Annotated in this window: 22 protein-coding genes; 9 read left to right on the top strand and 13 right to left on the bottom strand. The window is 68.0% G+C overall.

Translation table 11 applies throughout. The features are described from left to right. Window positions 1–9: 9 nt before the first annotated feature. From purQ to J7500_RS12505, 6 genes are all read right to left on the bottom strand, one after another. Window positions 10–675 carry a phosphoribosylformylglycinamidine synthase subunit PurQ gene (gene purQ, locus J7500_RS12530; protein WP_294062040.1) on the bottom strand — a complete coding sequence of 222 codons (666 nt, stop codon included), beginning with the start codon at window positions 673–675 and terminating at the stop codon, window positions 10–12. Next, a complete protein-coding gene (purS, locus tag J7500_RS12525; protein WP_294062039.1) occupies window positions 672–902 on the bottom strand; it encodes a phosphoribosylformylglycinamidine synthase subunit PurS in 231 nt (76 codons plus the stop codon). Before purS ends, purQ begins: the two co-directional genes overlap by 4 nt. A gap of 109 nt (window positions 903–1,011) precedes the next feature. After that, the gene (purC, locus tag J7500_RS12520; protein ID WP_294062038.1) at window positions 1,012–1,791 is read right to left on the bottom strand and encodes a phosphoribosylaminoimidazolesuccinocarboxamide synthase; all 780 of its coding nucleotides are present in this window, start codon (window positions 1,789–1,791) and stop codon (window positions 1,012–1,014) included. Between the two features lie 141 nt (window positions 1,792–1,932). After that, the gene (locus J7500_RS12515; protein ID WP_294062037.1) at window positions 1,933–2,706 is read right to left on the bottom strand and encodes a DUF4349 domain-containing protein; all 774 of its coding nucleotides are present in this window, start codon (window positions 2,704–2,706) and stop codon (window positions 1,933–1,935) included. A 305-nt stretch (window positions 2,707–3,011) separates the two neighbouring features. After that, window positions 3,012–3,233: a hypothetical protein gene (locus tag J7500_RS12510; RefSeq protein WP_294062036.1), complete on the bottom strand. Its 222-nt coding sequence runs from the start codon at window positions 3,231–3,233 to the stop codon at window positions 3,012–3,014. Between the two features lie 106 nt (window positions 3,234–3,339). Further along, window positions 3,340–3,660 (bottom strand): UrcA family protein, encoded by a 321-nt coding sequence (locus J7500_RS12505; RefSeq protein WP_294062035.1) that lies wholly within the window; start codon window positions 3,658–3,660, stop codon window positions 3,340–3,342. Window positions 3,661–3,774: 114 nt separating this feature from the next. Between J7500_RS12505 and gcvA the strand changes: the two genes are divergently transcribed. From gcvA to J7500_RS12490, 3 genes are all read left to right on the top strand, one after another. Continuing rightward, entirely contained in the window at window positions 3,775–4,671 is an 897-nt protein-coding gene (gene gcvA / locus J7500_RS12500; RefSeq protein WP_294062034.1) for a transcriptional regulator GcvA, read from the top strand. A 98-nt stretch (window positions 4,672–4,769) separates the two neighbouring features. After that, window positions 4,770–7,022: a DNA topoisomerase IV subunit A gene (parC, locus tag J7500_RS12495; protein WP_294062033.1), complete on the top strand. Its 2,253-nt coding sequence runs from the start codon at window positions 4,770–4,772 to the stop codon at window positions 7,020–7,022. 62 nt (window positions 7,023–7,084) lie between these two features. Then, window positions 7,085–8,800 (top strand): bifunctional diguanylate cyclase/phosphodiesterase, encoded by a 1,716-nt coding sequence (locus J7500_RS12490; protein ID WP_294062032.1) that lies wholly within the window; start codon window positions 7,085–7,087, stop codon window positions 8,798–8,800. Here J7500_RS12490 and J7500_RS12485 read toward each other — a convergent pair. From J7500_RS12485 to J7500_RS12470, 4 genes are read right to left on the bottom strand one after another with little or no spacing between them, the layout of a single operon-like run. Then, the gene (locus J7500_RS12485) at window positions 8,776–9,984 is read right to left on the bottom strand and encodes a CCA tRNA nucleotidyltransferase (RefSeq protein ID WP_294062030.1); all 1,209 of its coding nucleotides are present in this window, start codon (window positions 9,982–9,984) and stop codon (window positions 8,776–8,778) included. The two genes, J7500_RS12490 and J7500_RS12485, sit on opposite strands and share 25 nt — an antisense overlap. Beyond that, a complete protein-coding gene (locus J7500_RS12480) occupies window positions 9,972–10,565 on the bottom strand; it encodes a CoA pyrophosphatase (protein ID WP_294062029.1) in 594 nt (197 codons plus the stop codon). The genes J7500_RS12485 and J7500_RS12480 overlap by 13 nt, the downstream gene beginning before the upstream one ends. Beyond that, window positions 10,562–11,128, bottom strand: a complete 567-nt coding sequence (locus J7500_RS12475; RefSeq protein ID WP_294062028.1) for a DUF1285 domain-containing protein — start codon at window positions 11,126–11,128, stop codon at window positions 10,562–10,564. The genes J7500_RS12480 and J7500_RS12475 overlap by 4 nt, the downstream gene beginning before the upstream one ends. 47 nt (window positions 11,129–11,175) lie before the next feature. After that, complete coding sequence (locus tag J7500_RS12470) at window positions 11,176–11,700, bottom strand: GNAT family N-acetyltransferase (protein WP_294062027.1); 525 nt, start codon at window positions 11,698–11,700, stop codon at window positions 11,176–11,178. 161 nt (window positions 11,701–11,861) lie between these two features. On the opposite strand from J7500_RS12470, the gene J7500_RS12465 reads away from it, so the two are divergent. Further along, window positions 11,862–12,233 carry a dihydroneopterin aldolase gene (locus J7500_RS12465; protein ID WP_294062026.1) on the top strand — a complete coding sequence of 124 codons (372 nt, stop codon included), beginning with the start codon at window positions 11,862–11,864 and terminating at the stop codon, window positions 12,231–12,233. Window positions 12,234–12,278: 45 nt separating this feature from the next. Here the strand turns inward: J7500_RS12465 and J7500_RS12460 are convergent, their stop codons facing one another. After that, window positions 12,279–12,737: a hypothetical protein gene (locus tag J7500_RS12460; RefSeq protein ID WP_294062025.1), complete on the bottom strand. Its 459-nt coding sequence runs from the start codon at window positions 12,735–12,737 to the stop codon at window positions 12,279–12,281. A gap of 600 nt (window positions 12,738–13,337) precedes the next feature. On the opposite strand from J7500_RS12460, the gene J7500_RS12455 reads away from it, so the two are divergent. From J7500_RS12455 to J7500_RS12435, 5 genes are all read left to right on the top strand, one after another. Beyond that, window positions 13,338–14,012, top strand: coding sequence for an energy transducer TonB (locus J7500_RS12455; RefSeq protein WP_294062024.1), 675 nt, complete (start codon window positions 13,338–13,340; stop codon window positions 14,010–14,012). 62 nt (window positions 14,013–14,074) lie between these two features. Beyond that, the gene (locus J7500_RS12450; RefSeq protein ID WP_294062023.1) at window positions 14,075–14,869 is read left to right on the top strand and encodes a MotA/TolQ/ExbB proton channel family protein; all 795 of its coding nucleotides are present in this window, start codon (window positions 14,075–14,077) and stop codon (window positions 14,867–14,869) included. An 87-nt stretch (window positions 14,870–14,956) separates the two neighbouring features. After that, window positions 14,957–15,436 (top strand): biopolymer transporter ExbD, encoded by a 480-nt coding sequence (locus tag J7500_RS12445; protein WP_294062022.1) that lies wholly within the window; start codon window positions 14,957–14,959, stop codon window positions 15,434–15,436. Window positions 15,437–15,462: 26 nt separating this feature from the next. Next, on the top strand, window positions 15,463–15,891 hold the full coding sequence (locus J7500_RS12440; protein ID WP_294062021.1) for a biopolymer transporter ExbD: 429 nt from the start codon (window positions 15,463–15,465) through the stop codon (window positions 15,889–15,891). Window positions 15,892–16,062: 171 nt separating this feature from the next. Then, the gene (locus tag J7500_RS12435) at window positions 16,063–16,413 is read left to right on the top strand and encodes a tetratricopeptide repeat protein (RefSeq protein WP_294062020.1); all 351 of its coding nucleotides are present in this window, start codon (window positions 16,063–16,065) and stop codon (window positions 16,411–16,413) included. 76 nt (window positions 16,414–16,489) lie between these two features. Here the strand turns inward: J7500_RS12435 and dcd are convergent, their stop codons facing one another. Both dcd and J7500_RS12425 read right to left on the bottom strand, forming a co-directional pair. Next, window positions 16,490–17,041 carry a dCTP deaminase gene (dcd, locus tag J7500_RS12430; RefSeq protein WP_294062019.1) on the bottom strand — a complete coding sequence of 184 codons (552 nt, stop codon included), beginning with the start codon at window positions 17,039–17,041 and terminating at the stop codon, window positions 16,490–16,492. Between the two features lie 59 nt (window positions 17,042–17,100). Continuing rightward, complete coding sequence (locus J7500_RS12425; protein ID WP_294062018.1) at window positions 17,101–19,059, bottom strand: sialate O-acetylesterase; 1,959 nt, start codon at window positions 19,057–19,059, stop codon at window positions 17,101–17,103. Window positions 19,060–19,065: the final 6 nt, after the last annotated feature.

Genomic DNA, 19,065 nt, shown 5'->3' with positions numbered 1-19,065 from the left:
GGGACGGGCTCAGCCCACGGCTTCGAGCAGACCTTCGAACAACCGACGCCCATCGGTGCCGCCGTGCGCGGCTTCGATGCGGCGCTCGGGGTGGGGCATCATGCCCAGCACATTGCCGGCCTTGTTGAGCAGTCCGGCGATGTTGCGTGCCGATCCGTTGACGTCCTCGGCATAGCGGAAGGCGACGCGGCCCTCGCCCTCGATCCGGTCGAGCGTCTCGGCGTCGGCGAAGAAATTGCCGTCGTGGTGCGCCACCGGAACGGTGATCGTCTCGCCCGCGTCATAGCCGCTGGTGAAGATCGACTGGCCGTTGTCCACCGTCAGCGCGACGTTGCGGCACACGAAGTTGAGCCCCGAGTTGCGCATCAGCGCGCCGGGCAGCAGCCCGGTCTCGGTCAGGATCTGGAAGCCGTTGCAGATGCCGATCACCGGCACGCCGCGCTCGGCCGCCTCGACCACGGCGCGGACCACCGGCGAGCGCGCCGCGATCGCGCCGCAGCGCAGGTAATCGCCATAGGAGAAGCCGCCGGGCAGCGCGATCACGCCCAGTCCCTCGGGCAACTCGCTCTCGCCGTGCCACACCATGTGCGGCTTGGTGCCGGTCACGTCCTCGAGCGCCACCGCGATGTCGCGGTCGCAATTGGAGCCGGGGAAGACGATGACCGCGCTCTTCACTGCTTTTCCACCCGGTAGTTCTCGATCACCGTGTTGGCGAGCAGCTTGCGGCACATCTCGTCGATCGCCTCGTCGGGCGTGCCGTCGGCCACTTCGAGCTCGAAGATCTTGCCGGCGCGGACGTCCTGGACGCCATCGAAGCCGAGACCGGCGAGCGCATGCTGGATGGCCTTGCCCTGGGGATCGAGCACGCCGTTCTTGAGGGTCACGATGATGCGGAGCTTCATGGGCAGGCCCTATGGCCCCGGCGGCGCGCCGCTGCAAGGCGAAAGCTGCCCGAAATCGCGTCTGGTCCCCGGTCTTTGCCGGGGAGCGGACGGCAGGAGCGACCGGAGCCTATTTGCCCCGGCGCTTGCGATGGCTCTCCAGGTCGAGCACCGCCGAGTCCGCGCCCTCGGGGAACAGCCCCAGCCGGCGCGCGACTTCCTGATAGGCCTCGACTTCGCCGCCCAGGTCGCGGCGGAAGCGGTCCTTGTCGAGCTTCTCGCCCGAGGCCATGTCCCACAGCCGGCAGCCGTCCGGGCTGATCTCGTCGGCCAGGATGATGCGGGCGTAGTCATTGTCCCAGATGCGGCCGAACTCGAGCTTGAAGTCGACCAGCCGGATGCCGATCCCGGCGAACAGCCCCGAGAGGAAGTCGTTCACGCGGATGGCCATGTCGGCCATGTCGTGCAGCTCTTCCTGACTCGCCCAGCCGAAGCACAGGATGTGCTCGTCGGTGACCATCGGGTCGCCCAGCGCGTCGTCCTTGTAGTAATATTCGATGATCGTGCGCGGCAGCGGCGTGCCTTCCTCGATCCCCAGCTTCTTGGCGAGGCTGCCGGCGACGACGTTGCGCACCACCACTTCGATCGGCACGATCTCGACCTGGCGGATCAGCTGCTCGCGCATGTTGAGGCGGCGGATGAAGTGAGTCGGGATGCCGATTCCGCCGAGCAGCGTGAAGACATGCTCGCTGATGCGGTTGTTGAGCACGCCCTTGCCGCTGATGGTGCCCTTCTTCTGGGCGTTGAAGGCGGTCGCGTCGTCCTTGAAATATTGGATGAGCGTGCCGGGCTCGGGACCCTCGTAAAGGATCTTGGCCTTGCCTTCGTAGATTTGCCGGCGGCGTGCCATGTCGGCTCGTGTCCCTGAAAAGCGTCGCCCCGGCGGCGCGGGGTCCGCGCAAGTGCCGGGGCTCTGGAAAGGACTGCGCCTATACCGGATGGGGGACGGGGGCGCAATCACGCTTAGGATGCGCCCTCCGTCCCCTTCGGATCAGCCCTGTCCGGCAGACTCGCGCTGCTTGCGCAGGGCCCGCATCGCGAGCACCGGCAGCGCCAGCAGCATGAGCCAGGGGAGCAGGTAGATCAGCAGCGACAGCAGCGCATCGAGCCCCATCAGGAAGACCGCGCCCGAGCCCTGCACCGCCTCGCCCAGCCGCACGCCGAGGCCCTGGGCCGTGGCGCTCGGGGCGATCGCCCCATAGCGTATCTCGAAGTCCGACATGGCGACACGGCCCTTCAGCTCGCCCAGCCAGCTGCGCGCACGATCGAGCTCCTCCTGTGCCTCGGTGACGCTGCGTTCGGCGGCGACCAGCTGGGGCGGCGTCCCGGCGCGAGTCCGCAGCGCTTCGGTGAGGCGCGCGACCAGCAATTCGCGCTGGCGGATCCGCGCTTCGGTATCGACGATCTGCTTCGATACTTCCTCGGTGGCGATCTTCGCATTTTCGGTGCGGCCGCCGGCTTCGGCGACGTCATGATCGAGCAGGATCTGGAAGCGTCGGGCCTCGGCGGTTGCGACGCGCATCTTGAGCAGCGCCTCGCCCCCGCGGTCGGTGCCGACGCCACGCTCCAGCGCCAGAAGCTGGCAGCGCGCAGGGCCCATTTCTTCGCACAGCAGGCGATGCTTGTCCTGCACCACGGGAATGCCGTCGTTCGGGAGGAGATAGGAGAGGCTGTAGGAATAGGCGAGCTGGGGCAGGCTGAGCTGGAGGCGCCCGGGGGCATCGCCAGCCGCCTTGACGGCGGCATCGGGCGCGACCCTCTCCACCTCCGCCGGAGCCGAGGCGCCTCTTTGAGGCATATCCTCGGCACTCGAACAGCCGGCAAGCATGATCAGGGTAGCAAGAGCAGCACGCACGCGCATGGCATCATCTCCCTCTTGAGGAGACATAATCCCATCATGGGCGTGGGAGATCGTAAAGACACAATTTGGCCATAATTAAGGCCAAATTGAGGCATTCCGATTTTATAGTCAGCTCAAAGAGTTAGGGTTGCTCCGCGCCGGGGATGCGGCGTCTTGGGCACGCCGCACCCTCTGGGGCGGATCGCCGCGGGTCCCGCGCGGCGGGGGGTTCAGCGGAACGTCGCCGCGCGCCCGATGCTCGGGTCTTCCGGGTGGTGCCGGTACGCAAGCGTATCGCAGGCGCGCTCGGCCTCCTTCTGCCAGGGCGCGTCATATTCGATCGCATTCAGCCGTCGGAAGGCGCCGGCGATGTCGTCGAACAGCTTTGCGAGGCCAGAGCTCACATGCTGATGATGGTCGGCCCATACGGCGTCGTCATAATCACGTGGCATGAGGTTTCTCCTTGGCAGGAGCGGCGCGGATCGTCCGCGGGCTCATCAGGATTCCTTGTTGAAAAGGCGGGCGGCACGAGGCCGCCCGCAGGGTCCGCCGAGCGAGTTATCGGGAGTCGGCGGCGAGGTTGGATGTCGTGGCGCTAGCGATTGCGCGGCTGCGCTGGAGCTGGGCGCTCGCCTTGGCCGCGGCCAGGCAGCGCACCGCTTCGACGGAGCGCGTCAGCTGCCCGGTCGGCACGAGCGGCGGGCATAGTTTTTCGGCAGCGCGCGTGACTCGCCGGTCGAGGATCTTGCGGTCAGCCGGCCGGGCGAGATCGAGATCGGCGTACGAGACGCGGGCCGCCGCGGACGTCTGGGGCGCCGCCACCGACGGCGTCGCCGCGGCCGCGGCTAGAAAAGCAAGGGCGATCAAGGGCTTCGACATGGCTCGTCTCCTGAGTTCGTGCCATCTGCGGCAGCCGTGCCGATGTGCGCCCGAATGCATTTCCGCGCCAACAAATCGTTGGACTTGGATAACAAGTAGAGCTTATGATTGGCCATGCGCCAGATTCCGCCGCTCTCCGCCGTCCGCGTGTTCGAGGCCGCCGCCCGGCACGGCAATTTCACGCGCGCCGCGGAGGAGCTGGGGATGACCCAGGCGGCGGTGAGCTATCAGATCAAGTTGCTCGAGGAGCGGCTCGGCACGTCGCTCTTCCGGCGCGAGGGGCGCCGCATTGCGCTCACCGATGCGGGCACGCGTGCTGCGCCGCAGGTTTCGCGCGCCTTCGACGCGATCGACTCCGCCTTCGCGCAAGTGCGGGCCGAGGACGAGAAGCTGCTCACCGTCTCGACCTCCAACACGTTCGCCAACGCCTGGCTCGCCTGGCGGCTCGGCAGCTTCCAGATGGGGCATCCCGAGATGGCGGTGCGGCTGGAGGCCACCGACAAGGTGGCCGATCTCTCCGCGGGCGAAGTCGATTGCGCGATCCGCGCCGGTCGGGGCGGCTGGGACGGGATGGTCATCGACAAGCTGCTGGAGATCGATTTCACGCCGATGATGAGCCCGGAGTTCCTCGCGCGCCACGGGCCGCTCGTTCCCGCCGACCTGCTGCGCCTGCCGCAGATCAGCCCGCACGATCCCTGGTGGGCGCATTGGCTGCGCGAGGCCGGCGTCGACGTGCCCGACGGTCCGCCCCGCCCGGGCGTGCGCCTCGACAGCCAGGCGCACGAGGGGCATGCCGCGATCGCGGGGCAGGGGGTGGCGATGCTGACGCCCTTCTTCTGGCGCCGCGACCTGGCCGAGGGGCGGCTGACGCGGCCCTTCGATCAGGTCTCGACCCGCGGCTACGCCTATTGGTTCGTGGTCCCCGAGACCCGGCGCAACCTCCCCAAGATCAAGCGCTTCCGCGAATGGCTGCTCGAGGAAATCGGCCGCGAACGCCCGCAGGGGGTGTGAGGGGAGGGCCGGCGTAACCGGGACCGCTTTCCCCAACCGCCTGGAAACCATCCGCCCCCGTGGCGCAGCGCGTCCGTGGCTGCTATCGCGGTGATCCGATGAGTCTCGATACCGAAACGCTCGACCCTGTTGGCGAACCCTCCGGCGCCTCCGACGTCCCCTTCGATAGCGCGCTTTCCGAACGCTATCTCGTCTATGCGCTGTCGACGATCACGGCGCGCTCGCTCCCCGATGTCCGGGACGGGCTGAAGCCGGTGCACCGCCGGCTGCTCTGGGCGATGCGGCTGCTGCGGCTCGATCCGGCCTCGGGCTACAAGAAGTGCGCGCGCGTCGTCGGCGACGTGATCGGCAAATACCATCCGCACGGCGACCAGTCGGTCTATGACGCGATGGTCCGCCTCGCCCAGACCTTCGCGCTGCGCTATCCGCTGGTCGACGGGCAGGGCAATTTCGGCAACATCGACGGCGATAACGCCGCGGCCTATCGCTACACCGAGGCGCGGCTGACCCAGGTCGCGATCGACCTGATGGCCGGGCTCGACGAAAATGCCGTCGATTTCCGCGCGACCTACAATGGCGAGGAGGAAGAGCCCGAGCTTTTCCCGGGTCTCTTCCCCAATCTGCTCGCCAATGGCGCCGCGGGCATCGCGGTGGGCATGGCGACCTCGATCCCGCCGCACAACGCCGCCGAGCTGATGAATGCCGCGGTGGCGCTGATCGACAACCCGCAGGCGAACGTCCTCGACTATGTCAGCGGCCCGGACTTCCCGACTGGCGGCATCGTCGTCGACAGCCCCGCCGCGATCGCCGAAAGCTATGCCACCGGCCGCGGAAGCTTTCGCGTACGCGCGAAGATCGAAAAGATCGTGGAGAAGGGCGGGGGCTGGCACCTCGTCGTCTCGGAGATCCCCTATGGCGTCCAGAAGGGCAAGCTGATCGAGGGGATCGCCGAGCTCATCAACGAGAAGAAGCTGCCGATCCTCGGCGACGTGCGCGACGAATCGGCCGAGGATATCCGCATCGTCGTCGAGCCGCGCAGCCGCACCGTCGATGCCGACACGTTGATGGAGAGCCTCTACCGCCTCTCCGACCTCGAAGTGCGCGTGCCGCTCAACCTCAACGTGCTCGACAAGAACCGCACGCCGCGGGTGATGAGCCTGGCCGAGGCGCTCGCGGCGTGGGTCGAGCACCAGTTCGTGGTGCTGCGCCGCAAGTCCGAGCACCGGCTGGACAAGATCGCGGACCGGCTCGAGCTCGTCGGCGGCTACATCATCGCCTTCCTCAACCTCGACCGAGTGATAGAGATCATCCGCACCGAGGACGAGCCCAAGCCGGTGATGATGGCCGAGTTCGCGCTGACCGACCGCCAGGCCGAGGCGATCCTCAACATGCGGCTGCGCTCGCTGCGGCGGCTCGAGGAGATGGAGCTCAGGCGCGAGCAGGACGCGCTGCTCAAGGAACAGGCCGAGCTGGAGACGCTGCTTTCGTCCGACGCGCGCCAGCGAACGCGGATGAAGCGCGACCTCGCCAAGATGATCGAGCGCTACGGCCTCGATACGCCGCTGGGCGCACGCCGCACCGCGATCCGCGAGGCGGGGCCGACGCGCGAGATCCCGCTCGAGGCGATGATCGAGCGCGAGCCGATCACCGTGATCCTCTCGCAGCGCGGCTGGATTCGCGCGATGAAGGGCCACGTCGAGCTGGCGTCGGCCGATACCGCCAAGTTCAAGGAAGGCGACGGCCCGCTCTTCGCCTTCCACGCGCAGACGACCGACAAGCTGCTGCTCGCGGCCGACAATGGCCGATTTTACACGCTGGGTGGCGACAAACTGCCCGGCGGGCGCGGCTTCGGCGAGCCGGTGCGGCTGATGGTCGATCTCGAGGGCGAGCGTCACATCGTCGCGCTGCTGCCCGCCAGTGCCTCGGAGAAGCTGCTGGTGGCGGCGAGCGACGGGCGCGGCTTCGTGGTCAAGACCGAGGATGTCGTCGCCGAGACGCGCAAGGGCAAGCAGGTGGTGACTCCGCGCCCCGGCGCGCAGCTCAAGCTGGTCCGCCCGATCGCGCCCGAGGACGACATGGTCGCGGCGATCGGCGACAACCGCAAGATGCTGGTCTTCCCCTTGTCCGAAGTCGCCGAGCTGGCGCGCGGGCAGGGGGTGCAGCTCCAGCGCTACCGCGACGGCGGCCTGTCGGATGCCAAGAGCTTCCGCATGGCCGACGGCCTCAGCTGGGCCATGGGCGGCGAGACCGGGCGCACGCGCACCGAGGCGGACCTCACCCCCTGGCGCGCCGCGCGCGGCGCCGCCGGCCGCATGCCGCCCACGGGCTTCCCGCGCGACAACCGTTTCTGAGGGGAACCAATTGTCGGAGGATTTCAGCGGGTTTTAACGAATCGGAGCTAGCTGTGCGGTCGATGGCGTTCCGGAAGTACAGCTCGGCCCGGCTCGCGTCCGTGGAGCCTGCTCCGCAGACGGCGACTGGCTGCGCCTTCGGTCCGGGGGAGTCGGCGGTGGTGCTGGACCTGCTGCCGGTCCCGGCTGCGCTGGTCGAGCTCGAAGGCAGCAAGGTCCATTTCGAGGCCGTCAACAAGGCCTTCCGTCAGGCCGGGCTCGGTACGATCGCCGCCGAATCGCCGCTGGTCCGGCTGCTCGGCAACCAGCTCCGCAATTTCCTCGACAGCGACGAGACTCGCCACGACATCGCCTGGCAGTTCGGCGACGAAGTCGATTGCCGTTATTTCCGCGTCACCTTCGCCCGCCGCGCCGCCCAACGCGCCACGCGCAAGTGCCTGGTGACGCTGGTCGACCAGACCTCCGAGCTGCGCACCGAATATAGCCTGCGCCGAGAGATGGCGACCGACAGCCTCACTGGCCTGCCCAACCGCTCGGGCTTCGGCGACGCGATCGAGGCCGCGATCGGCCCCGGCGACTGCCACGGTTTCGCGGTGCTGGTGATCAACCTAGACCGGTTCAGCCGCGTCAATGCCTGCATGGGCGGCCTCGCCGGGGACGAGTTGCTGATCTCGGTCGCACGACGTCTCAAGGGCGCGCTGCGGGCGCGCGACGTGCTGGGCCGGCTTGCGGGCGACGAGTTCGGCGTGCTGCTCCACCTCGACGACGGCGCCGAGGACGCGCTCCAGGTCGGCCGGCGCATCCACGCCGCGCTCGCCACTCCGTTCCGGCTCTCGGACTTCGAGATCCGCGTCGACTGCGCGATCGGCATCGCGATGGGCGCGGACAATGAGGGCGATCCGGAGGACCTGATCCGCAACGCCCAGTTCGCCGTCAAGCGTGCCAAGGCGAGCGGGCGCACCGAAGTCTATCACACCCGCGCCTTCGACATCGCCCGCGAGCAGTTCGGCATCGAGACCGAGCTGCGTCGCGCGATCGAGAACGGCCTGATGAACCTGGCCTATCAGCCGATCCACGATCTCGCCTCGGGCCGCATCACTGCGTTCGAAGCGCTTGCGCGCTGGACGACCGAGGACGGGACCAAGCTCTCGCCCGACGAGTTCATCCCGGTCGCCGAGGAATCGGGGCTGATCGTCCCGCTCGGCCGCTGGGCGATGGACGAGGCGATGAAGACGCTCGCCGCCTGGGATGCCGCGGCCGGCGGCGACTGCGGCGTCAAGGTGGCGGTCAATCTCTCGGCGATCCAGCTCCAGCGCGACCGCATTCCCGAGATGGTCAGCGAAGTGCTCGGGCGCCATTCGGTGGCCGGCTCGCGGTTGACGCTCGAGCTCACCGAAAGCGCGATCGTCAGCGATCCGGACCGGATCAGCCAGACGATGCTCGCACTCCGCGAACTGGGCGCGACGCTGGCGATGGACGACTTCGGAACGGGCTATTCGAACCTCGCCTATCTCCAGAAGCTGCCGATCGACGTGCTCAAGATCGATCGCAGCTTCGTCTCGGGCATGCTCGCCGATCGTGACAAGGTGGCGATCGTCCGCGCGATCCTCAGCCTCGCCCAGGCGCTCGGCATGCGCACCACGGCCGAGGGTATCGAAACCAACGAGCTCGCCCAAACCCTCGCGGCGCTGGGCTGCACCTATGGCCAGGGCTTCCTCTACGCCCAGCCGCTCAAGGCCGACGACGCGTACCGTTATCTGGCCGAGCGCAACGCCTGAGCCACGACTTCGTCGGCGATCGCCTCGGCGCGCGCCGCATCGGGAAAGCCCTCCGCCAGCCAGCGATCCTCGACCTGGCGGAGTGCGCGCGCGACTTCCGGACCCTTGCTGAGCCCTCGGGCCACCAGCGCCCCGCCCGACAGCGGCAGCGCCGGCGGTCGCCAGCCGGTCAGCTCGGCGACTGCAGCCTCGACCGGTCCGGCGCTCAGCAGATAGCGGTCGATCGCCTGCTCCACGCCGATTCGATAACCAAGCGCCCGCGCACCTTCGCTGCCGACGGGCTGGGTCGCGCTCTCGAGCCGCTTGCGCTGCGCGTTGGAGAGCTTGAGTCGCGCGCCGACGCTCTCCGCCACTCCGGGTTCTAACGGCAGCACCGCGGCGAGGCGGCGGATCGCGTGGGGCGGGGTTCCGGTCCCGGCTTCGCGTGCGGCGAGCGCCTCCAGCCGGGCGGCGCCCTCTGCGGTTATCTCGGGCAGCACGGGCTCGAAGATGCCGCGCTCGACCATCAGCTTCACCACCGCCACCGCGTCACGCGCGACCAGCAACTTGAGCAGCTCGTCGGCGATCCGCTCGCGCGACAGCGCCATCAGGTCCTTGGCGCGCGCGGTGCAGGCCTCGATCCCCTCGGGATCGGGGGTGTCGCCGAATCGGGCGAGGAATCGAAAGAAGCGCAAGATGCGAAGGTGGTCCTCGGCGATGCGGCGATAGGGGTCGCCGATGAAGCGCACGTGGCGCCTGCCCAAGTCGGCGAGCCCGCCGAAATAATCGAAGATCTCGCCGCTGAGCGGATCGGCGTAGAGCGCGTTCATCGTGAAGTCGCGCCGCGCCGCATCCTCGCGCCAATCGTCGGTGAAGGCCACGGTGGCGCGGCGGCCGTCCGTAGAGACGTCGCGCCGCAGCGTGGTGACTTCGACCGGGCCGCTCTCGAGCACCGCGGTCACCGTGCCATGTTCGATGCCCGTCGGCACCGCCCGGATCTCCGCCGCGCGCAGCAGCTCCAGCACCTGCTCCGGCGCATGGCGAGTCGCGATGTCGATGTCCGACACCGCCACGCCGAGCAGCGTATCGCGCACCGCACCGCCGACGAAGCGCGCCGTGCCCTCGCGCGCGCCGAGCACCTCCGCGAGCCGTACCAGCCCCGCGCGATGGCGCCATTCGACATCGGGCAGCGTCATGCGGTCCATCGCAGTCGTCGCGAGAGATTGACGATCATGGCCGCTGTCGCACCCCAAATCCGGTGATTGTCCCATAGGATCTCATAATAATGCCGCTCGCGCCCCTGATAGAGCGCGCTCGCCTGGCGGTGATTGGCGTGATCGAGGAGGAAGGAGAGCGGCGCTTCGAAAACCGCCGCCACCTCGGCCTCGGAAGGGACGAGCTGCAGATCCGGCGGCACTACGCCGACCACGGGAGTCACGTCATAGCCGGTAACGGTGCGATAGCGGTCCGCGGTGCCGACGACTTGGACCTGCGCGCGCGGAAGCCCGACCTCTTCCTCCGCCTCGCGCAGCGCGGCGTCGATCGGCCCTTCGCCCGGATCGATGCGCCCGCCCGGAAAGGCGACCTGGCCAGCATGGCGGCGCAGCGTCTCGGTCCGGCGTGTCAGGATCACGCCCGGATCAGGCCGATCGGTGACGGCAATCAGCACCGCCGCGGGGCTGCCGCGCACTTCGGGATCGAAGTCGAAATGGTCGCCGGGGAGCAGCACCGGTCCCTCCGCATGCGCCGCGTCGAGCGCGACGCGTAGCCGCTCGGCGAGCGTCATGCCTCGGGCTCCAGCGGGAAGAAAGCGCCGTCGCTCCACACGCCCGGCGGCGTGCTTCCATTGGCGAGGGCGATCTCGGCCAGCTCGTAATAGACGCTGCGCGCCACCAGCGCCTCGAGCCCGCGGCGGACGTGGAGATAGGGGCGAGGACCGTCCTCGCGCTCCTCGAAGCGAAGCGCGTGCTCGGGTCCCGCAGTCACCAGGTCGCCGGTGTTGAGCCGGAAGCCGAGGCGCATGCCCGCGCCTTCACCCTCGGCCTTCATTTCGACGGCGACGAAGGGTGCGTCCTCGACGTCGATGTCGAGCTTCTCGACCGGGGTGACCAGCACGAAGCGGCCATCGGGCTCGCGACGCAGGATCGTCGAGAAGAGCCGCACCATCGCGGGACGGCCGATCGGCGAGCCCTGGTGAAACCAGCTGCCATCCCGCGCGATTCGCATGTCGCTGTGCCCGCAGTGCTGCGGATTCCAGCTTTCGACGGGGGGCAGCCGGTTCTCCTCCGCCAGCCGCGCGATTTCGGCGAGCGACAGGCTGGCGAAATCGGGCGGGGGCGGGGAGGGCATGCGCAGTCCCTTAGTCGGATCGGGCCCGGTTTGTCGAAATCTGATCGTCAGGCTGCCGGTCGCGCGAGGCGAGGGCCCAGCATGCCGGCACAATCGGGCACCGCGTCGCCGCGCGCGAGCAGCCGCCGCGCTTCGAACGGACCCGGAAGGCGCCAGCCGGCGGTGCGTTCGGCGGTGAAGGCGAAGAAGCGGCCGTAATATTCGGGGTCGCCGACCAGCATCAGCTTGTCGGCTCCTTCGACGCCGCCCGCCGCCACCGCGTCGAGCATCCGGTCCATCAATGCGCGCCCGATGCCACCCTGCTGACGCCCTGGCTCGACTGCGACCGGGCCGACCATCACCATCGGCACCCGCGCGCCGTCGTCGCAGGCGAGCTCGACCGGCCAGCACTGGATCGCGCCGATCAGGCTCTCGTCCTCGTCGACCGCGGCGAAGCTCAGCTCGGGTACCGGTTCCAGGCCCTCACGCACGCGATAGGCCGTGCGCGTACGTCGATCCGGTCCGAAAGCATGGTCGAGCAGCGTCTCGACAGCTTGAGGGGAGACGTTCGCGAGCGGCACGAGTGCGATCAACGCATATGATCCTTGCGCAATTGTCCGGCGGGACTGCCGGGGTCGCGCGCTTTATCCGCGATCCGCGATCATGCAAGAGAGAATCGCGGAAAGACCGGGCGCGGCTTTCCCCCGCGGCGGCTTCTGCTATGGGGCGCCGGATTCCACGAAAGGCCCAAGATTTGCCCGATCTCCTCCAGCTCCAGGTCCATGACCTCGAGGTTCAAGTCCTCACCGGCATCTATTCCGAGGAGACGCACCTGCCGCAGCCGCTGCGCATCTCGGTGACCGCGGACCTGGACATGCCCGAGCGCTTCGACCCCGAGACGCCGCTCAGCGCGTCGAAGAGCTATATCGATCTCAAGCACGCCGCGACCACTGCGCTGCCCACCGACGTGCACTTCACGCTGATCGAAGCGGTCGCCGAGCACATCTGCGACACGCTGTTCGTGTCCGATGCGCGCGTGCAGCGCGTCGAGGTGCGGATCGTTAAGCTGGCGATCGCCGAGCATGGCGAATCGATCGGAGTGACGCTGGTCCGGAACCGGCGATAGGCGTCAGCGCTCCCCTCCCTCCCTGCAGGGAGAGGAATCGGCAGTTCAGGCGCACGGCCCCAGCGCCTTCAGGACCATCGCATAATCCTCGCGCGCGATCGCGGCGTTGGCGGGATTGTCCGATTCGATGCTGGTCGCCGGCAGCTCGCGCGGCAGACCGCAGGCGAGGCGATACCAGAGCAGCGTGTCGCGCGCCGGCGGGCCCGCCGATTCGTCGACGATGTCGCCCAGCGACACCGACCAGCGCGGTGTCTCCCCGGGTCGGCGCAGAATCTGGAGCGACACGGGAGCATTGTTCGCGGTCTGGAGGAAGACCTGGGTCTCGCCCTCGCCGGGAAGCGACCCCGGCACGTGGAAGGCATTGCCAGCTCCGGTGATGGCGGGAGGCGCGTTGGCGGCGATGACGTCGCGCGTGATCGCTCGGACCTGGGCGTCGAGCTCGGCCGACCAGATTCGCTGGCCGTCGAGGCCGGTGAGCTGCACCTGATCGGCGCGTCCCTCCACGGGACGTGCGAAAAGCAGGACGCGCTGCTTCTTGAGCTTGGGCTCGCGCCCGCGCGCGGCGAGCGGCAGGTCGGCCAGATATCCGATGCGCGCGGGGAGGGGATTCGCGCCGCGAATCAGCGCGAGAACATCGGCTTCTATATAGAAGCGCGCCCGGCCGGCAGGGACGTTTGCGGCCTCCGGGCCCTTGATTCGCGTCGCGCTGCGGATGCGCGCATCGATGATCGCGGGTGCGCCGATGACCTGCCCCGCAATAGTGGCGTAGCCGGGTAATACAGTTGTTGGTGCCGCCGAACTTTGTGTTGATTCTTGGGCAAAAACTTGAGGAGTCGTTAACGAGAGGGCGCAACAAAACGCCATAAAGAGTACGCGGATCATGCTTTTCGTTACCCCATGAGGGTGGCCTTATATAGAAATAATTCGGTCATGTGGCGGCGATAGGGCATTAATGTCCGACAAAGCGTTTGCGTACGCCGGATCGCCACGATAGAGACTCGCGCTCTGCCGAACGGGCGCATTAGCAAGCGCACGGCGGGCGGGCTTGTGCGCGTGGAACACCACCGCCCAGGGTCGCAGGTTTTAGAGGAGTGACGTTGCCGAATGGCTTACGCTGACCGGAATGTAAGTGGCAGCCGGTTCGTTGCGATCATCCTGGTCGCAGTGATCGTGGCTGGCATGGGTTATGCCTTCGTCACGGGTCTGGCATACCAATATATCAAGAAGAAGGCGGAAGAGCTTAAGACCTTCGAGGTCGAAGAGCCGCCGCCCCCGCCCGAGGAGGTGCCCCCGCCGCCGCCGCCGCCGGATACTCCGGTGCCGCCGCCGCCGACGCAGATCGTGACTCCGCCGGCACAGGTGCAGGTGCAGGTCCCGTCGCCGCCGATGCAGACGACGCAGACGATTCCGCCGCCCCCGCCGATCACCCCGCCGGCTCCGCCCGCGCCGCCGGCTCCGCCTGCGCCGCCGGCTCCGCCGCGCGTCAACAAGCAAGCCGGCGCCAAGGGCGATCCCGCGCAGTGGATCACCCAGGACGACTATCCCCCCGCGTCGCTTCGCAACGAGGAAGAGGGTACTGTCCGCATCGCGTGGGACATCAGCGAGCAGGGTCGCGTGGAGAATTGCCGCGTCACCTCTTCGAGCGGCCACCCGGCTCTCGACCAGGCGGCGTGCCGCGCGCTCACCCGCAAGGGCCGGTACTCGCCGGCGCTCGACCAGAACGGAAATCCGATCCGTTCTTCCTCGTCCCGCTCGGTGCGGTGGCAAATTCCGAAGTGATCAGTCCTGCCGGCCTTCAGGCCGGGGCTTAGGCAGCAACTCTCAATAGGAAAGACAAACCGATGTTCACGACCATTCTCGCCGCTGCGGCGCCCAAGGGCGGCAATCCGTACGGCCTGCTCCCCGCACTCCGCGAAGGCGGTCTCATCTCGCAGACCGTGTTCGGCATCCTCGTGCTGATGCTCTTCGTCTCGCTCTACATCCTGTTCACCAAGCTGTTCGAGCAGCAGAAGATCATCAACCAGGCGAAGCGCGTCCGCGCCAGCTTCTGGTCGTCGACCAGCCTGCGCGAAGGCGCTGCGAAGCTCGAGAAGAACTCGGCCTATCGCCAGATCGTCGACGACGGCATCGAGGCCCAGGAGCAGTACAAGCTGCTGACCGATCCGGTCGAAGCGCACGACTGGCTGCACGGCTCGCTGAAGCGCTCGGAAGACGCGATCAACTCGTCGCTCAACGGCGGCCTGGCGTTCCTCGCCACGACCGGCGCGACCGCGCCGTTCATCGGTCTGTTCGGTACCGTGATCGGCATCTACCGCGCGCTGATCAAGATCGGTGCGGCTGGCCAGGCCTCGATCGACGCCGTCGCCGGCCCGGTTGGTGAAGCGCTGATCATGACCGCGCTCGGTCTGGTCGTCGCCGTTCCGGCGGTGCTCGCGTACAACTTCCTGCAGCGCCGCAACAAGGCGATCGCCGAGAACCTGAACGCGTTCTCGAACGACGTGCTCGGCTACCTGGCTTCGGACGGCAAGGTTCGCCCGGCCGCCAACGCCGCTGCCAAGAAGGCTGCGCCGGTCGCCAAGCCGGCCGGGACCACCACGACCGCCGGCCAGGCCGGTGGCGTGCAGACCCGCGCGTAAGCAGAACGGAAAATGGGCCGCGCCGGTCGCGCGCGGCCCTGCCTCCGGCAATGTCCGGCGGCAGTTAGAAGGATAGGATAACGCCCAATGGCGATGAGCGTAGGCGAAGGCGGCGACGAAGCCCCGATGTCGGACATCAACACCACGCCCCTCGTGGACGTGATGCTGGTGCTTCTGATCATCTTCCTGATCGCCGTTCCCGTGGTGATTCAGACTGTCGATCTGCAGCTTCCCAAGGTGCAGTTCGAGCCGACCACGACCAAGCCCGAGAACGTGTCGCTTTCGGTGACCGGATCGAACGGCCAGTGCCAGGTCTTCTGGGGCATGACGCCGGTTTCGAGCAAGGAGCTGCTCGACCGCGCGGTCGCGAAGCTCAAGGCCGAGATCGACCGCCAGGGCGGACCGAACGCGGCCGGGCTGGAGCTGCCCGAAGTGCATATCCGCGGCGACGTGAACACGCCCTATCGCTGCATCGGTGGTACCATCTACACGATGCAGATGGCCGGGTTTGCCAAGGTCGGCTTCATCTCGGAGCCCGAGGCAGGTTCCGCCAACGTCCGGCTGTGACGCGCACCGTTTGAGGAGTTTTTGAAATGGCAATGAGCGGTGGCCGCGACGACGGCGAACCGATGATGGAGATGAACACGACGCCGTTGATCGACGTCATGCTCGTGCTCCTCATCATGTTCATCATCACGATCCCGATCCAGACGCATGCGGTGAAGGTTGACCTGCCCCAGAGCAACAACCCCACCCCGCAGACGCCGATCGAGCCCGAGAAGAACAAGCTCTACATCGACGCGAACGGCAACATCTTCTGGAACAGCGTGCAGATCGACGAGCTGACCCTGCGTCAGTATCTCGACGCATCGCTCCAGCGCGATCCGGAGCCCGAGCTGCACTTCCAGCCCGATCCGAACGCCCGCTACGATGTGGTCGACAAGGTGCTTGCGATCGTGAAGCGCGCGAACGTGACCAAGCTCGGCTTCGTCGGCAACGAGCAGTATCGCAACGACTTCTGATCGGCCGCGCTTCGGCGCAGCCTAGGGAATTCGGAAAGGCGGTCCTTCGGGACCGCCTTTTTTTTGTGCCCGGGTCCAGGCAGCCTTGCTGCGGAGAAACAAAAGTGTCACACAGGAGTCATGGAAATGTCACGAGAATGAAATCGTGACGTAATGGATCGAGAGGTTGCCATGCGTATCGCTCTGCTACTTCTTGCCGCCGCGCCGCTGGCGGCAGCCCTGCCGGCCCAGGCCCAGGAAAGCACTGCGGCTCGCGAGATCGTGGGCGGCGCCTATGACAAGGCCGAGCTCAAGCTGGCCTCCGAGCTGCGCGCGCGCCCTGACCAGCCCGAGCTGCTGCTCAACCTGGCTGCGGTCTATTCGCAGACCGGCCGGTCGGCCGAGGCACGTGCGGTCTACAACAAGGTGCTGGCGCAGGACGAAGTGCTGCTCGACCTCGCCTCGCGGCGGACCACCAGTTCGCACGCGATCGCGCGCGCGGGCCTCCAGCGCCTCCAGACGGTGCAGTTCAGCGCGCGCTGACGCACCCGCCGGGAAGGCAAGGCAAGCGGCTGCGCATGCGGAATGCATGCGCGGCCGTTTGCGTTTTTGACGGGCTTCAGAGCCGCGGCAGCGTCACGCCGCGCTGGCCCATGTACTTGCCGGCGCGGTCGGCATAGCTCGTCTCGCAGGGCTGGTCGCCCTTGAGGAAGAGGAACTGGCACGCGCCTTCGTTGGCGTAGATCTTCGCCGGCAGCGGCGTGGTGTTCGAGAATTCGAGCGTGACGTGCCCCTCCCATTCGGGCTCGAGCGGAGTCACGTTCACGATGATCCCGCAGCGCGCATAGGTCGACTTGCCGAGGCAGATCACCAGCACGTCGCGCGGCACGCGGAAATATTCGACCGTCCGCGCCAGCGCGAAGCTGTTGGGCGGGATCACGCACACGTCGGTCTTGCGATCGACGAAGCTATTCGCGGCGAAGTCCTTGGGATCCACCACGGCGCTGTCGACATTGGTGAAGATCTTGAACTCGTCCGCCACGCGCGCGTCATAGCCGTAGGAGGACAGGCCGTAGCTGATGCATCCCTCGCGCCGCTGCGCCTCGACGAACGGCTCGATCATGCCGTGGTTGAGGGCCTGCTCGCGAATCCAGCGGTCGGAAAGGATCATTCGGGGCTCCGGACGGATGAGGAGAGTCGTTTCGCGGGAAGCGCGGCGCTCCGCAAGGCCTAACGGACCGGCAGCTCGAACGGCGTCGCCGGCAGGCCGGTCCCGTCGTAGAGGTTGCAGATCGGGCTGTCGCCCCAGCAGAAGCGCACGCGCTCGGCGGGCCCTGCTCCGGCGGCGACCAGCACGTCGGTGCCCGAAAGCACCGCCGTGGCGAAGCGGCAGCTGCCGGGCGCGGCGCCGCAGAGCTCGAAGCCGATCGGCTGCGCGGCGCTGTAGGTCACCAGCCCCTTGTCCGCGCCGGTGAAGCGGACGCGGATGACCGATCCCTCGTAACGCGCCTCGACCGGCCAGGGGCCCGAGGGCGATGCCTTGCCGCCATAGGTCAGCGCCTCGGCGCCGCGGGCGAGGCGATGGCCGACGTCGAGCTTGTTGGCCGGGTGGATGTCGACGACGTCGCCGAGATCGATCGTGACCGCGAGCGCGGCATGCGGATCGGCGGCGACCGCGCGGCGCTGCTCGTCGCGGATTTGCGCGAAGCCGCTCTCGACCGGCTGGGGCACGCGCGGTCCCCAGCCCGAGAGCTGGGCGACGAGGAAGGGCATCCGCGCATTGCCGAACTGGCTGCGCCACGCCGTCATCATGCTGCCGAGCTTGCCGGCATAGCCGCCGGGCGATCCGGCGTTGGCCTCGCCCTGGTACCAGGCCGCGCCGCGCAGGCCATAAGGGCCGATCGGCGCGATCATCGCATTGTAGATGCCCGAAAAGCCCGCGATCGCTTCCCAGGGCGCGTGCGGCGGCTCGCCGATGCCATCGGGCGCGCGGCGCCAGCGCCAACCCTCGGGCCCGGCGAGCGGCACGCTGGTGCCGTCGGCAAAGCGAATCGCACGCTGCTCCGGCGTGCCGGTCAGCCCGCCTTCGCCCCAGGTGTCGAGCACGCCCACCGCGATCACGTTCCGGCCGGCCTTGAGCGTGCCCGGTGCGAGCGCATAGTTCCGCGGCTCGCCCCAGGCATAGGTGACGCCCACGGGCACGCCATTGACGAAGCTCGCGTCCATGTCGTCGGCGGGGCCGAGCGCCAGCGCGGCGCCTTTCGCGGCCTGCTCGGCGGTCAGCGTCACTTCGGTGCGGTACCAGAGCATGCCGTTGTATTGAGCGAGCTCGGCGACGCCCCATTTCTCCCAGGCTTCGAACGAGGGCAGGGGGCGCCATTCGCCGGGCGCGTCGATCTGCCACGGCTCGGTGCCCGCCGCATCGCCCGTCTTGCCGCGATACCAGGCCATCCAGCGCTGGCCGAACAGCGCGCTCGCCCGCGCAGGATCGGCGCGATAGGTGCGCAGCAGCTCGAGATCGGCCTGCGCGCCCGGATCGGTGGCGAGGGCGCTCTCGGGCCGCCAGGCGTCGATTGCCGTGCCGCCCCAGCTGGCGTCGATCAGCCCCATCGGGACTTTCTGCGAGGCACGCAGGTCTCGCGCCATGAAATAGCAGGCCGCGGAGAAGTCGCGCACGCTCTCCGGCGTGGTCGGCTGCCACTGGACCGGTGCTGGGAATTGGCGCTGCGGCGTGAGGGCGGTCTTCTTCTCCACGGTCATCAGCCGCAGTTCGGGGTCGTTCGCCCGAGCGATCTCGCCGGCCGCGCCCAGCACGCCGCTCACCGGGAATTCCATGTTGGACTGGCCCGAGCAGAGCCAGACGTCCCCCAGCATGACGTCCTCCGCGCGTTGGGTCTTGCCGCTGCCCGTGGTCACCGCAAGCGTGTAGGGGCCGCCGGCGCGCATCGCGGGCAGGTCGACGCGCCAATGGCCCGCCGGATCGGCGCGCACCTGCGCCTTGCGCTCCCCCAGCGTCACGCGCACCGTCTCTCCCGCCGGCGCATCGCCCCATATCGCAATCGGGCGGTCGCGCTGGAGCACGGCATGATCCTGGAACATCGGATGGAGCAGCGGCGCTGCCTCCTGCGCGGCGGCGGGATGGGCGAGCAGGATCGGCAGCGCGAGCGCGCTCCAGCGTGGCGTTTTCATGGAATC

The organism is Sphingomonas sp. (assembly GCF_017744835.1).
Taxonomy (GTDB): domain Bacteria; phylum Pseudomonadota; class Alphaproteobacteria; order Sphingomonadales; family Sphingomonadaceae; genus Sphingomonas.
The sequence above is the reverse complement of the archived record's forward strand: the minus strand, read 5'-3'. Positions and strand labels throughout refer to the sequence as shown.